Genomic DNA, 13,846 nt, shown 5'->3' with positions numbered 1-13,846 from the left:
GGGTGCCTCGTGACCGTCGCCGTCCCCTGCCGCGGGCTGCTGTTCGACTCCGACGGCGTCCTCGTCGACTCCGACGCCGTCGTCGAGCTGTCGTGGTCCCGCTGGGCGGAGGAGCGGGACCTCGACGCCGCCGCGGTCCTGGCGATGGTGCACGGCCGGCGCTCGGCCGACACGGTGGCCCTGCTGGTCGAGGAGGCGGCGCGCACCGACGCCCTGGCGGCCATCGACCGGTACGAGGTCGAGGACGCCGCCGGGGTCACCGCCCTGCCGGGCGCGGCCGACCTGCTCACCGCGCTGCCCGCCGGCGCGTGGGCGGTCGTCACGTCCGGGCGTCAGGAGCTGGTCACCGCCCGGTTGGCCGAGGCGGGCCTGCCGGTGCCGCCGGTCCTCGTGTGCGCCGAGGACGTGCCGGCCGGCAAGCCCGACCCCGCGGGCTACGCGCGGGCCGCCGCCCGGCTGGGCCTGCCGGCGGGTGAGTGCGTGGTCCTCGAGGACAGCCCGGCCGGCGTCGCGGCGGGCATGGCCGCGGGAGCCACCGTGGTCGGCGTCGGCGAGCGGGCGCTGGGGACGCCGGCGGAGGTGGTGGTGCGCGATCTGCGCGGGCTGCGCTTCGACGGCGCCCGGCTGGCCGTTCCCCCGGAGGCGCTGCTGAGGTCCAGCCGCTGACCCGCCCGCCCGCCCGGTCCTGGGGCGCGGCGCGGCGAGTCGGAGGGCACCACCCGTGGTCGCCCTCCGCGCCCCGGTCAGGCGACGAGCACGACCAGGAGGGTGCGGGGGCCGTGCACGCCCTCGACCCGGTTGAGCTCGATGTCGCTGGTGGCCGACGGCCCGCTGACCATCGTGAGCGGGGCGGCCGGGTCCAGCCGGGTCAGCGCCTCCGGCACGCCGCTCACGACCTGGCCGGCCTCGACCACGCAGACCAGGCAGTCGGGGAGCAGGGACAGCGCCCGCCGTCCGGAGAGGGGCGAGCCGTCGAGCACGAGGGTGCCGGTCTCGGCGATCGCCACGGCGACCCCGGTGAGGGTGGCGGCGAACGCGGCGAGCTCGGCGGCGGGCCGGCCGTCGTCCTCCGCGGCGCCGCCGGGCCGCCACGGTCCGGGCAGGCCGGGGGCGGTGACGACCGACGCCGGGTCCCAGCCGGCACCGAGCCCGGCGTCCAGCGCCGCGGCGACGGTGGCGGCGACCGCGTCGGGGGCGCAGCGGAGCACGGTGGCCCGGTAGTCCTCGAGCCGGTCGGTGAGGACGGCGAGCAGCTCCGCCACCGTCCGCTCGTCGGTGGTGCGGTAGTCGCGGGCGATCTCCGGCGGTGGCCGGTCGGGGCCCAGGGCGGTGCGGATGCGGGCGAGCACCTCGTCGCGGGCGGTCACCGGCGGTGCTCCCGGGCCCAGGCCTCGCTGAAGGTCTCCTTCGGCGGCGTCGGCAGATCGCGGCTGAAGGTCCACTGCGAGGCCGGCGGGGGCAGCGTGGCGGGCAGGATCGGCCGCCCGCGGGCGAGGAGCCGGCCGAGCCGGGTGGCCTTCTGGGCGGTGCGCCACAGCCGCGAGTTCGACATCGCCTTCGCCAGCGCCTTGAACGCCACCGCCTCGGGGGTGAGGCGGGTCTGGGCCTCAACGTGCTCGGCGCGCAGGTGGACCAGGATGCTCGGGATGTCGATGGCCACCGGGCAGACGTCGTAGCAGGCCCCGCATAGGCTGGAGGCGTAGGGGAGCGAGGCGTTGTCCTCGACCCCGGTGAGCTGGGGGGAGAGGACGGCGCCGATCGGGCCGGGGTAGACCGAGCCGTAGGCGTGCCCGCCGGTCCGCTCGTAGACCGGGCAGACGTTGAGGCAGGCCGAGCAGCGGATGCAGTGCAGCACCTCGCGGCCGACCTCGTCGGCCAGCGTCGCCGTCCGGCCGTTGTCGAGCAGCACCAGGTGGAACTCGCTCGGCCCGTCGCCGTCGGTGACGCCGGTCCACAGCGAGGTGTAGGGGTTCATCCGCTCGCCGGTGGAGCTTCTCGGCAGGAGCTGGAGGAACACCTCCAGGTCGCGCCAGGTGGGCACCAGCTTCTCGATGCCCATGACGGTGATCAGCGTCTGCGGCAGCGTCAGGCACATCCGGCCGTTGCCCTCGGACTCCACCACCGCCAGGGTGCCGGTCTCGGCGACGGCGAAGTTGGCGCCGCTGATCGCCACCTTCGCCCGGAGGAACCGCTCGCGCAGGTGCGCCCGGGCGGCCATCGCCAGCTGCCGCGGCTCGTCGGTGAGGTGGGGGTCGACGTCGGGCATGGTGCGCAGGAAGATCTCGCGGATCTCGGCGCGGTTCTTGTGGATCGCCGGCACCAGGATGTGCGAGGGCCTGTCCTCGCCGAGCTGGACGATCAGCTCGGCCAGGTCGGTCTCCCAGGCATGGATCCCCGCGGCTTCCAGCGCCTCGTTGAGGCCGATCTCCTGGGTGGCCATCGACTTGACCTTGACCACCTCGTCGGCGCCGGTGTCGCGCACCAGCCGGGTGACGATCGCGTTGGCCTCGGCGGCGTCGCGCGCCCAGTGCACCGTGCCGCCCCGTTCGGTGACCCGGGCCTCCAGCTCCAGCAGGTGCTCGTCGAGCCGGGCCATGGTGGCGGCCTTGATCGCCCTGCCGGCGGCGCGCAGCTGCTCCCAGTCGGGCAGCTCGCCGACCACCGCGGCCCGCTTGGCGCGGATGGTCGACGTCGCGTGGCCGAGGTTGGCCCGCAGCTGCCCGTCGCGCAGCGCCTCGCGGGCGGCCTCGGGGAACGGGCGGTCCCCGCGCAGGTGGCCGACTCCACGCGGCGCCGTCGGGATGCCGAGGAACACGTGGCTCACCGTCGCCCCCCAAGGGCCGAAATGGCCATGGTGGCGCTCATCGGGACACCGCCGGGGCGGTGGCCTGGTCGGGGGCCACGGCCTCCTCGGTGGAGGCGAGGATCTCGGCCAGGTGCACCGTGCGGGTGCCCGAGCGCATCCGGGACAGCCCGCCGCCGATGTGCATCAGGCAGGAGGCGTCCCCGGCGGTGCACACCTCGGCGTGCGTGGCCAGCACGTTCGCCATCTTGTCGGTCAGCATCGCCGTGGAGGTGTCGGCGTTCTTGACCGAGAACGTGCCACCGAACCCGCAGCAGGACTCCGCCCCCGGCAGCTCCACCAGCTCCAGCCCGCGCACGGCGCGCAGCAGCCGCTGCGGCCGGTCGCCCACCCGCAGCAGGCGCAGCGAGTGGCAGGTCGGGTGGTAGGTCACCCGGTGCGGGTAGTAGGCGCCGACGTCGACCACGCCCAGGACGTCGACCAGGAACTGCGACAGCTCGTACGTGCGCGCGGCCAGCGCCTCGGCCTCCTCGGCGAGCGCGGTCTCCCCGGCCCGGCGGGCCACCATCGCCTGCTGATGGTGGATCGAGGCCACGCACGACCCGGACGGCGCCACCACCGCCTCGGCGCCGGCGAAGGCGCGCACGTGGTTGGCCACGATCGGCACCGCCTCGCGCCGGTAACCGGTGTTGACGTGCATCTGCCCGCAGCAGGTCTGCCCCGGCGGGACGACCACCTCGTGGCCCAGCCGCTGCAGCAGCACCGCCGTCGCCCGCGCCACCTGTGGCACCAGCGTGTCCACCAGGCAGGTGGCGAACAGCGCGACCCTCACCGCGATCCCTCCCGGCCGGCCGCGGGCGCGCGGGCGACCATGCTCGACCCACGCGCCGCCGGCACGGGGCAGGGGCCTGGGACGCTAACAGAGCCGGGCCCCACCTCACTGCGTGCCGAGAGATCGACGCGTCGACGACCGGGCCTGCCGGGGCGGGGCAGCCGGCGGGGGTGCCCGGGCCCGCGGAACCGGACCGCTGGACCCTGTCCCGCCGGTCGGCCCCGTCCTAACGTCCACCGGTGGACCGCACCCAGGACCCCGGAGAACCGGTCGCCGGTGCCGGCCCCCGCGAGCCCGAGGGCGACGCGGCCGGCCGGCCGGATCGGGCGCCGCCGTGGCTGCGCCGGGCCGCGCTGTTCGTCCTCGTGGCGGTGGCCGGCTACCAGGTGCTCGTGTGGGCCTTCCGGAACCTCAGCGGCTTCCTCGGCCTGCTGTTCCTGGCCTGGATCTTCTCGATCAGCGTCGAGCCGGTCGTCGACGCGCTCGAGCGCCGCGGACTGCGGCGGGGGGCGGCCACCGGCCTCGTTCTGGTGGGGCTCGTCGGGCTGGTGGTCGGCTTCGTGGCCGTTTTCGGCACCCTGCTGGTCGACCAGCTGGCCCAGCTGGTCAGCGGACTGCCGGACGTCGTCGGGAACGTGGTCCTCTGGGTCAACCGCACCTTCGACACGGACTTCTCGGCCGGCGACGTCGTCGCGTCGCTGCAGCTGACCCCGGAGCGGATCCAGCAGCTGGTCCAGGAGCTGACGCCCGGGGTGGTCGGCATCGTCGCCTCGTTCGTGGGCCTGCTGTTCCAGGCGCTGACGTTCCTGCTCTTCGCGTTCTACATGTCCGCCGAGGGGCCGAGGCTGCGCATCACCGTGTCCCGGTGGTTCCCGCCGCGGCACCAGCGGGTGATCGCCACGGTGTGGACGATCGCGGTCGAGAAGACCGGTGGGTACGTGGTGTCCCGGCTGATCCTCGCGACGGTCAGCGCGGTGGCCACCGGGCTGTTCCTCTGGCTGCTGGGCGTGCCGTTCTGGCTGCCGCTCGCGCTGTGGACCGGGCTGGTCTCCCAGTTCGTGCCCACCATCGGGACGTACCTGGCCATCGCCGTCCCGGCGGTCATCGCCCTGTCCGGGGAGCCGCGCGACGCCCTCTGGGTCGTCGTGTTCGGCATCGTCTACCAGCAGGTGGAGAACTATCTGCTGGCCCCGCGCATCACAGCGCGCACGGTGGCGATCCACCCCGCGGTGGCCTTCGGGGCGGTGCTCGCCGGCGCCGGCCTGTTCGGGCCGTGGGGCGCGCTGGTCTCCATCCCCGTCGTCGCCGCGATCGAGTCGGTCATCGACACCTACGGACGCCGGTACGCACTCGTGGCCGAGGAACCAGCAGAGGAACCAGCCGAAGAGCCCGCGGGGGAGCGACCGGCCACCGCTCCCGGCCCCCCGGCCGCCGGAGCCTCACGGCGGGACGAGCTCACGCCGCGGAAGGCCTCCCCGCCCGCCTGACCGACCCCAGGTGACCGCCGGGTCGACCGCGGAGCCGGCGTCGGCGCGACGCGCCGGTGCGCCGGTCGGCCGTGCGGGATCTCCTTGTCGGCGCGGTCCGTCGGCGGGATCGTCGGAGCGGCGTCGCGGACGAACGGGATCCGGAATCCCCGCGGTCGCCCGAAGGTGGGGCCGCCATGCTCTGGCCGATCGTGAGCGTCGTCGGGTTCCTCCTGGCGACCGCGCTGGTGATCGCCCTGGCCCGCAGCAGCACCGCGCGCTGGGAGCGGGAGAAGCGCGCGCCCCGCGTTCCAGGGCACGCCGGAGGCGAGCCGCTGACCGAGGCAGAGCACGCCATGGTGCGGATCCGCAGCCGGCTGCTCGGGGCAGCCGCGGGCGCCGGGCACGCCGTCGGGTCGCGGGGGGCGCCCGTGGTCCGGCTGGTGACGGTGGCCGGCACGCGGGTGTCGGCCCGGGCGCACGTCCACCCCGGGCGGCGGAGGCGGTCCCGGCCCCTGCAGCTGCCGCCCGCCGACCGGTCCGCGCGGCTGCCCGGGGCGCCGGGGCTCCCGGTGGACCCGTCCGCGGCGGGCCGCACGCCAGGAGCACAGAGCCCTCCAGGAGTGCAGAGCCCTCCAGGAGTGCAGAGCCCTCCGGCACCGCAGCGGGGGCACCGCGGCCTCCCGCGGTCGCTGCGGCACGTACGCCGCCGCCCGCACCCGCGCACCGACGTCGGCGACACCCCCGCGGCCTAGTGCCAGGCCGGTCCCGCGGCGCGCCCCCCGTCTGAGCGGGACCGGCCTCGCGCGATCCGGTCGTGCACCACCTCCTCGGGGGAACGGGACGTTCTGCTCTCCTTCGTTCCGCTACGGCGGGCCAGGGTGGGACGCGCAGCGCCCGCACTACGTCACGCCGGGCCCGGACCCCGCACACCGGTCGCCGGCACCGTGACCTGGAGGACTCAGGATGTCCGCAGCGCAGCCGGTCGGCGGGCGGGCAGCGGGTCCCGGGCCCGCACGGGGGCGCCCGCCGGGAGACGGCCTCGCCGTGCTGACCTCGAGGCTGGCCCCGCCCTTCCTCGGCGATGCCCTCCTCGTGCGTCCCCGGGTCCTCGCGCTGCTCGACGGGGGCGTGCGCCGGGCGCCGGTGACGCTCATCAGCGGCCCCGCCGGTTCCGGGAAGACCCTGCTGGCGGCATCCTGGCTGCAGGAGCAGCAGGCCCGGCACCCGGCCGCCTGGCTGACCCTGGACGCCTCCGACGACGAGCCGGCGCTCTTCTGGGCCTACGTCACCGAGGCGCTGCGGGGGGCCGGCGTCGAGCTCGCCGGCCTGGAGCCCCCCGCACGCGGCGAGCGCGTTCCCGACGGCTACGTCCCCCGGCTGGCCGCGTGCCTGCTCGCGCACCCCCGGCCGGTCGTGCTGATCCTGGACGACGCCGACGAGCTGGTCACCTCCGAGCTCACCACCGGTCTGCACCTGCTGATCCGGCACGCCGGCACGCGGCTGCGGCTGGTGCTCTGCGCCCGCGCCGACCCGCCGCTGCCCCTGCACCAGTACCGGCTGACCGACGCGATCACCGAGATCCGCGGCGACCAGCTGGCCTTCACCGCCGAGGAGACCCGGCAGCTGCTCGGGCTGCTCGGCGTCCCCGAATCTCCGGAGGTCGCCGCTGCGCTGCGCGACGCCACCGAGGGATGGGCGGTGGGCCTCCGGCTGGCCGCGGCCGCCCTGAAGCAGGGCGCGGGTGCCGCGCACCTGGTCTCCCGGCTGGTCCAGGACGACGGGAGCGTGGCCCAGTACCTGGTCGCCGAGGTGCTCGCCGACCAGCCGGCCTCGGTGCGGCGCTTCCTGCTGCGGGTCAGCGTGGCACCCGAGCTGTACCCGGAGCTGGTCGACCGCCTCGGCGGCCGCGGCGGCGCGCGCATTCTGGCCGCGCTGGCCCGGGCGAACGCGTTCGTGGAGCCGGCCGCCGAGGTCCCCGGTGAGTACCGCATCCACCCGCTGTTCCGCGAGATGCTCGAGGCGCAGCTGGCCTACCAGCTGCCCGGGGAGGTCGCCGAGCTGCACCGCGTCTGCGCGCACTGGTACGCCGAGGAGGGCCGGGACGGCGAGGCGCTGGAGCACGCGCACGCAGCCGGGGACTGGCAGCTGGTCGTCGCGCTGGTGATCGACGGCCTGGTGGTCAGCCGCCTGCTGATCCGCGAGCCCGGGTCCGCGACCCGCGGGCTGGACGCGGTCCCCGCGGACCTGCCGGGGCCGGCGGCGGCCGTCGTCCGGGCGGCCGGGGCGCTGTCGGTGGGGCGGTCCCCGCGGCCGGAGGACGTGGCCGCCGCGGCCGCCGCGGGCGGGGACGCCGCCGCTGGCCTGCGCCTGCGGGCCTGCGGGTCGGTCGTCGCGGCCGTGGCGGCGGCCGCCGGGACCCCCGCCGGCGGGCCGGTCCTCGACGCGTCGGCCCGGGCAGCCCGGCTGGTGGCGCAGCTGCCCGACGAGCGCCGGCCGGCGCGCCGGGAGCTCACCGCTGCGCTGGCCGCGGCCCGCGCGACCGCCCTGCTGCGCAGCGATGCCACCGACGCTGCCCTGCTCGAGGCCCACCGGGCCGCGCTCGCGGCCAGTGAGGCCGTCGCGTCCCGCCGGCTGAGCTGCCGGTGCCTGGGCAGGCTCGCACTCCTGGAGGCCGTGCAGGGCCGGCTGCGCCGCGCCGAGGACCTGATCACCCGCGCCGGGCCGCTGTGCGGCACGCCCGACGCGTCCCGCGCCGCGTACTCCCCCGCGGTGGCGACGGCGGCGGCCTGGGTCTGCGTCGACCGCAACGAGCACGCCGAGGCCCGCCGCTGGATGCTCCGGGCGCAGGAGAGCGCGGCGGAGGCCGACGGGCCGCTCACCGCGCCGTTGCTGGCCGTGCTGCACAGCAGGCTGTTCCGGCTGCGCCACGAGCCGGCCGCCGCCGAGGACTGCCTCCGTCCCCACCTGGCCGACGCGGGGGCGCCCCGGTGGGTGCGCGAGCAGGTCGTCGGCGAGCAGGTGCGGGTGGCGTTCGCGCACGACGAGGTGGCGGCCGGCGTGGGCCTGCTGGGCGAGCTCACCGACGCGCCCCGACGGGCGCTGCTGCTCGCCCGGGCCGGCCTGCTCGGCGGGTCGGACGCCGCGGCGCCCGTGCCCGCGGGCGCCGAGCTGCCACTGGCCGTGGCCGTGGAGGCCGAGATCGTCCGGGCGTGCGAGCGGGCCGACGCCGGTGCCGGCGCCGCCGCCGTCGCGGCCCTCACCCGGGCCCTTCGGCTGGCCGCTCCCGAGCGGCTGCGCTGGCCGTTCCTCGACGCCCCGCCGCAGGTCCGGCGGCTGCTGCGGAGCCATCCGCAGCTCGGTGCCTCCGGCGCCTGGCTGGCCCCCACGTCCACCGCGCCCCGCCCGGCCGTCCCGCTGCCACGCGTCCCCCCGGACGACCTCCTGCCCGGCGCCGCCGTCCCGGGCACCGCGGCGCCGGTGACGCAGGCGCTCAGCGAGCGGGAGCTGGAGGTGCTCCGGCACCTCGCCGAGATGCTGTCCACCGCCGAGATCGCCGCGGCCATGTTCGTCTCGGTCAACACCGTGCGGACGCACATCCGCAGCATCCTGCGGAAGCTGGGGGTCAGCCGGCGCAACCAGGCGGTGCGCCGAGCCCGCGAGATCAAGATCATCTGAACCGGCCCGGCGGCGCCATCCGGCTGTGTCATCCGGCCGGGACGAGGCGAGGGGCGCGCGGCGGCCGGAGGCTCGGGGACACCGCGCACCCGCTCGGACCAGCGGCCACGGTGCAGGCCGGGAGCACCGCGGCCGGTGGACCGCTCCGCTCCGGCGACGGAGGAGGCGACATGGGTCTCCAGGTCTACGAACTGCGCGTCCGCGGCGCGGTGCCCGCGGACTTGCTGCGCGAGATCGGGGCGCTCGACATCCACGAGGAACCACCGCTCACCGTCCTGAACACCCAGCCCACGGACCAGTCCGGGCTGCAGGGCCTGTTGCAGCGGCTGAGCCGCCTGGGGCTGGATCTGCTGGAGGTCCGCAGCCACCCTGCCGACGTCCCCGAGCAGCGCCTCGCCGAACCGCAGTGACCGTGCCCCTGCCGCCCGCCCCGGGGTCCCGACCGCGCGACGACGTCTCCCCGGACCCGCGGCGGTACCGCTTCCAGCTGTCGGTGCGGACCGTGCTGAGCGCCGCGCTCGTGGCGTCCCTGCCGGTGCCCGCCAGCGCCACGGCCGTGCCGCGGCACACGACCTGCCGGCTCGTCGTGGCCGGTGACCGCCACCTCGCCGACGTCGTGGGCCGGCTGACCGCCTCGGGTGTGGAGGTCGTGGAGATCCGGGCCTGGCCGCGCGGACTCATCCACCCCGGGTGAAGCAGGGGCGAGCGCGGCTCGGTGACCGTGGCGAGGCGGTTCGGAGAAGGGCGCCGCTCCCGGTCCGGGAAGCGCCGGCTGCCCTTCCCGCATGACGTGGGAGGACACCGGCCATGCTCGAGACGGCGATCGCTGAACACGGGCTCATCGGAGATCTGCAGACCGCGGCTCTGGTGACCACCGACGGGTCGGTCGACTGGTTCTGCTGCCCCCGGTTCGACTCACCGAGCGTGTTCGGGGCGCTGCTGGACGACGACCACGGGGGGCACTTCCGGATCCGCCCGGCCGGCGGGGGCTACACGTCGAAGCAGATGTACTTCCCGGACACCGCCGTGCTCGTCACCCGCTTCCTCACCGAGGCCGGGGTGGGCCAGGTGGTCGACTTCATGCCGCCGGCCGGGAACGCGGCCACGGACCACCACCGGCTGATCCGGATCGTGCAGTGCGTCCGGGGGCGGATGAGCTTCGAGGTCGAGGTGGCGCCGCGGTTCGACTACGGCCGCCGGCCGCACCGCACCGAGCTGTCCGACAACGGCGTGGTGTTCGCGTCCGAGACGCTCCGGCTGACCCTGCACGTGGTGCGGGAGCCCGCGGACGAGCGGCTCGCGCAGGTGCGGGTCGACGACGGGGACGTGCGGGGGTCCCTGGACCTGGTCGCCGGCCAGCTCCGCGGGCTGGTGCTCGAGTCCGCCGCCGACGGGCCGCCCCGGGAGACGCGGGTGGCGGAGGTCCGGGCGTTGTTCGACAGGACGGTGGGGTTCTGGCGGTCGTGGCTGGCCGGCTCCACCTACACCGGCCGGTGGCGCGAGGCCGTGCAGCGCTCGGCCATCACGCTGAAGCTCATGACCTACGCCCCCACGGGCGGCCTGGTGGCCGCGCCGACCGCGGGCCTGCCCGAGCAGGTGGGGGGCGAGCGCAACTGGGACTACCGCTACACCTGGGTGCGCGACGCCTCCTTCTCCGTGCAGGCGCTGCTGCGGCTCGGGTTCCTCGACGAGGCCGAACAGCTGGGCCGGTGGCTCGGCGACCGGGTCCGGGAACGGGCCGGCAGCGACAGCGGCCCGCTCAACATCATGTACCGGATCGACGGCTCCTCCGACCTCAAGGAGGAGGTCCTGGACCACTGGCGCGGTTACCGGGGCTCGGCGCCGGTGCGGGTCGGCAACGGCGCGGCCGAGCAACTGCAGCTGGACATCTACGGCGAGGCCCTGGACAGCATGTACCGCGGCGTCCGGGCCGGCCTGCCGCTGCCCCATGCGGGCTGGACGGCGCTCTCCGGTGTCCTGGACTGGCTGGCGGACAACTGGGACCAGCCCGAGGAGGGCATCTGGGAGACCCGCGGCGGGCGGCAGCCGTTCACCTACGGGCGGGTGATGTGCTGGGCCGCCTTCGACCGCGGCCTCCGGCTGGCGGTCGAGCACGGCCGGCCCGCACCGCTGGAGCGCTGGACCGCCGAGCGCGACCGCATCTACCAGCAGGTCATGGAGCGTGGCTTCCACTTCCGGCGCCAGGCGTTCGTGCAGCACTACGACACCGACGTCCTGGACGCCGCGCTGCTGCGGATGCCCACCGTCGGGTTCATCGACGGCCGTGACCCGATGTGGTCCACGACGCTGCAGGCCATGGACAGGGAGCTGGTGACCGACAGCCTGGTCTACCGCTACAACCCGGAGGCCTCGCCGGACGGCCTCCGCGGGGAGGAGGGCACCTTCTCGCTGTGCACGTTCTCCTACGTCGACGCGCTCACGCGTGCCGCACGGCTCCAGGACGCCCGGACCACGTTCGAGAAGATGCTCACCTACGCCAACCACGTGGGGTTGTACTCCGAGGAGATCGCCCTGACCGGTGAGCAGATCGGGAACTTCCCGCAGGCGTTCACCCACCTGGCGCTGATCGACGCGGCGATCAGTCTCGACGCGGCACTCGACCGGCAGGCGGCGGACTGACGTCCCCCGCCCGGTCCCCCGAGGGGCAGCCATGACCGCGACCGGCCGCGGCGCGGGGGTGGCGACGGCGCGCGCCGCCGTCCTGCCGCTGGCGCTGGCGCAGTTCATCTGCAGCTACGCCGCCTCGAACATGAACGTGGCGATCACCGCGATCGCCACCGACCTGGGCACCACGGTCAGCGGGATCCAGGCCACCATCACGCTGTTCACCCTCACGATGGCGGCGCTGATGATCCCCGGCAGCAAGCTGACCGACATCCTGGGCCGCAGGACCTGCTTCCTGGCCGGCCTGGTCATCTACGGGGCCGGTGCGCTCCTGGCCGCGTTCGCCCAGGGGCTCCCCGTCCTGCTGATCGGCTACTCGCTGCTCGAGGGGATCGGCTCGGCCCTGCTGATCCCGCCGATCTACATCCTGATCACCGTGCTGTTCGACGACGTCCCCACCCGCGCGCGGTACTTCGGCGTCGTCAGCGCCGCCGCGGGCATCGGCGCCGCCTCCGGCCCCCTGATCGGTGGCCTGATCACCAGCTACGTCAGCTGGCGGGCGTCGTTCCTGCTCCAGGTGCTGGTCGTCGCGTGGATCGCGTTCCTCGCGCGCCGGATCAGCGACCCGCCCCGGAGCGCCCAGCGGCCGCGGCTGGACTGGCTCGGCGCGGTGCTCTCGGCGGCGGGGCTGTTCTTCGTCGTCTTCGGTGTGCTCCAGTCCGGCGGCTACGGCTGGTTCCGGGCGACGCGGGACTACGCCGTCGGCGGCACGGTCCTCATCCGCGAGGGCGGCATCTCCCCGGTGTGGCTGTTCGTCGGGATCGGCGCCGTCTTCCTCGCCGCGTTCTTCGTCCACGTCCGGGCGCGGGAGAGGCGCGGGGGCGACCCCCTGGTGTCGGTCCGCCTGTTCCGCAACGCGACCTCGAACCTCGGCCTGCTGACCCAGACCCTCCAGTGGCTGATCCTCCAGGGGGCGGCCTTCGTGATCTCGGTCTACCTGCAGCAGGCCCGGGGGTTCTCCGCGATCGAGACCGGGCTGGTCCTCCTGCCCGCGACCATCGGTGTGCTGGTGGCGTCGGCGGCCGCGCCGCGCATGGCGAAGCGGCACTCGCAGCGCCGGCTGATCCGGGCCGGCTTCTTCGTGACCGCGCTCGGTCTCGCGCTGCTGCTCGCGCTGGGCTCGCAGCGCCCGTCGGTCTGGTCGTTCGTCCCGGGCCTGCTCCTGATGGGCGCCGGGGTCGGGATCATGCTCACCGCGTCGGTGAACCTCGTCCAGTCGGCCTGGCCCGAGGAGGTCCAGGGCGACATCTCCGGGGTCTCGCGCAGCGTGTCCAACCTCGGCTCCTCGCTGGGCGTGGCCATCGCCGGCTCGCTCGTCGCCGGGGCGGTTCCCGGCGGCCGGCAGTACGCGTTCGCGATCGTGGTCCTGGTCGCCTGCGCGGTGGTCGGGTGGGTCGCGGCGCTGCTCATCCCGCGCAGGACCGCGCGGGACACCGCGGCCGCGCACTGACCGGGAGGCAGCAGGAGCACCGGCCGGAGGCGGCAGGAGCGCGGCCGGTTCGCGGCCGGTTCACTCGCGCCGGGCGTCCCGCCGGGCCTGCCGGCGGCGGTGGCGGCGCAGCACCCCGACCCCGAGCCACACGACCGCGCCCAGCGCCGCGACGGTCAGGGTGAACAGCCACAGCGGCCAGGTGAAGCTCCAGAACAGGAAGTGCAGCGTGACGTTCTCGGTGTTCTGCACCATGAACACCGCGAGCAGGCCGCCGCCGGCGAGCGTGGCGAGGACGCCGCCGCTGATCCGGGCGCCGTCGGGACTCGGTTCGGTCATGACCACCTCCCAAGCGGCTCCCGAACCGTAGGGCGGCCGGCCGGGGCGGGCCTCGTCCCGCGGGGATGACCAGGCCGGGAGGGGCGTTCATCCTCACCGGACGAGGTCGGACCCGGTCGGCCCGCACACACTCGGCCCAAGACACACGGCCTCAGGGAGGGGCGATGGACTATCCGCTGCTGGATGTCATGTGGTCGATGTTCGTGTTCTTCGGCTGGATCCTGTGGATCTGGCTCCTGATCGTCGTCTACACCGATGTGTTCCGGCGACAGGACATCGGCGGCTGGGCCAAGGCGGGCTGGGTGGTGCTCACCCTCTTCCTGCCCCTGATCGGCGTCTTCGTCTACCTGATCACCCAGGGCCGGTCGATGGGTGAGCGGAACGAGGCGCAGGCCCGCGCGCAGCGCGCGGCGATGGACGACTACATCCGGTCGGTCGCGGGGACCGGCGAGACCGCCCCCGGCACCACCCCGGCCTCCCGGGCCACCCCATCGAACGGGGACGGCGCCGACCAGCTGATGAAGGCCAAGTCGCTGCTCGACAGCGGTGCCATCACCGCCGACGAGTACGAGGTCATGAAGCGCAGGCTGCTGTCCGCCTGACCCGGGGTGTCC

General features: G+C 75.4%; 13 protein-coding genes. 9 read left to right on the top strand and 4 right to left on the bottom strand.

Features of this window, described 5'->3' with window-relative positions:
- Positions 1 to 9 precede the first annotated feature (9 nt).
- The gene (locus tag BMZ50_RS12700) at positions 10 to 666 is read left to right on the top strand and encodes an HAD-IA family hydrolase (RefSeq protein ID WP_091324986.1); all 657 of its coding nucleotides are present in this window, start codon (positions 10 to 12) and stop codon (positions 664 to 666) included.
- A gap of 77 nt (positions 667 to 743) precedes the next feature.
- On the opposite strand, the gene BMZ50_RS12695 is transcribed toward BMZ50_RS12700, so the two are convergent.
- The 3 genes from BMZ50_RS12695 to BMZ50_RS12685 are packed head-to-tail and all read right to left on the bottom strand — an operon-like array spanning position 744 to position 3,635.
- Entirely contained in the window at positions 744 to 1,367 is a 624-nt protein-coding gene (locus BMZ50_RS12695; RefSeq protein WP_091324984.1) for a LutC/YkgG family protein, read from the bottom strand.
- A complete protein-coding gene (locus tag BMZ50_RS12690; RefSeq protein WP_091324982.1) occupies positions 1,364 to 2,824 on the bottom strand; it encodes a LutB/LldF family L-lactate oxidation iron-sulfur protein in 1,461 nt (486 codons plus the stop codon). Before BMZ50_RS12690 ends, BMZ50_RS12695 begins: the two co-directional genes overlap by 4 nt.
- 37 nt (positions 2,825 to 2,861) lie before the next feature.
- Entirely contained in the window at positions 2,862 to 3,635 is a 774-nt protein-coding gene (locus BMZ50_RS12685) for a (Fe-S)-binding protein (protein ID WP_091324980.1), read from the bottom strand.
- A 239-nt stretch (positions 3,636 to 3,874) separates the two neighbouring features.
- On the opposite strand from BMZ50_RS12685, the gene BMZ50_RS12680 reads away from it, so the two are divergent.
- The 7 genes from BMZ50_RS12680 to BMZ50_RS12650 all read left to right on the top strand — a co-directional run bounded on the left by BMZ50_RS12680 (position 3,875) and on the right by BMZ50_RS12650 (position 12,914).
- Positions 3,875 to 5,122, top strand: a complete 1,248-nt coding sequence (locus BMZ50_RS12680; protein ID WP_091324978.1) for an AI-2E family transporter — start codon at positions 3,875 to 3,877, stop codon at positions 5,120 to 5,122.
- Between the two features lie 176 nt (positions 5,123 to 5,298).
- Positions 5,299 to 5,856 carry a hypothetical protein gene (locus tag BMZ50_RS12675; protein WP_091324976.1) on the top strand — a complete coding sequence of 186 codons (558 nt, stop codon included), beginning with the start codon at positions 5,299 to 5,301 and terminating at the stop codon, positions 5,854 to 5,856.
- Between the two features lie 292 nt (positions 5,857 to 6,148).
- Positions 6,149 to 8,779 carry a winged helix-turn-helix domain-containing protein gene (locus BMZ50_RS12670; RefSeq protein WP_091324974.1) on the top strand — a complete coding sequence of 877 codons (2,631 nt, stop codon included), beginning with the start codon at positions 6,149 to 6,151 and terminating at the stop codon, positions 8,777 to 8,779.
- 170 nt (positions 8,780 to 8,949) lie between these two features.
- Positions 8,950 to 9,189: a hypothetical protein gene (locus tag BMZ50_RS12665; protein ID WP_091324972.1), complete on the top strand. Its 240-nt coding sequence runs from the start codon at positions 8,950 to 8,952 to the stop codon at positions 9,187 to 9,189.
- Positions 9,186 to 9,473 (top strand): hypothetical protein, encoded by a 288-nt coding sequence (locus BMZ50_RS12660; protein ID WP_091324971.1) that lies wholly within the window; start codon positions 9,186 to 9,188, stop codon positions 9,471 to 9,473. The genes BMZ50_RS12665 and BMZ50_RS12660 overlap by 4 nt, the downstream gene beginning before the upstream one ends.
- Positions 9,474 to 9,586: 113 nt before the next feature.
- Entirely contained in the window at positions 9,587 to 11,419 is a 1,833-nt protein-coding gene (locus BMZ50_RS12655) for a glycoside hydrolase family 15 protein (protein ID WP_091324968.1), read from the top strand.
- A gap of 31 nt (positions 11,420 to 11,450) precedes the next feature.
- On the top strand, positions 11,451 to 12,914 hold the full coding sequence (locus BMZ50_RS12650) for an MFS transporter (protein ID WP_091324965.1): 1,464 nt from the start codon (positions 11,451 to 11,453) through the stop codon (positions 12,912 to 12,914).
- 60 nt (positions 12,915 to 12,974) lie between these two features.
- Here BMZ50_RS12650 and BMZ50_RS12645 read toward each other — a convergent pair whose 3' ends face one another.
- The gene (locus BMZ50_RS12645) at positions 12,975 to 13,232 is read right to left on the bottom strand and encodes a lipopolysaccharide assembly protein LapA domain-containing protein (RefSeq protein ID WP_091324963.1); all 258 of its coding nucleotides are present in this window, start codon (positions 13,230 to 13,232) and stop codon (positions 12,975 to 12,977) included.
- 164 nt (positions 13,233 to 13,396) lie between these two features.
- On the opposite strand from BMZ50_RS12645, the gene BMZ50_RS12640 reads away from it, so the two are divergent.
- Entirely contained in the window at positions 13,397 to 13,834 is a 438-nt protein-coding gene (locus BMZ50_RS12640) for an SHOCT domain-containing protein (protein ID WP_091324961.1), read from the top strand.
- The last annotated feature ends 12 nt before the right edge of the window (positions 13,835 to 13,846 follow it).

Source organism: Geodermatophilus ruber (genome assembly GCF_900114385.1).
GTDB lineage: Bacteria > Actinomycetota > Actinomycetes > Mycobacteriales > Geodermatophilaceae > Geodermatophilus > Geodermatophilus ruber.
Note: the sequence above shows the minus strand (reverse complement) of the source record. Positions and strands in the feature narration are given on the sequence as shown.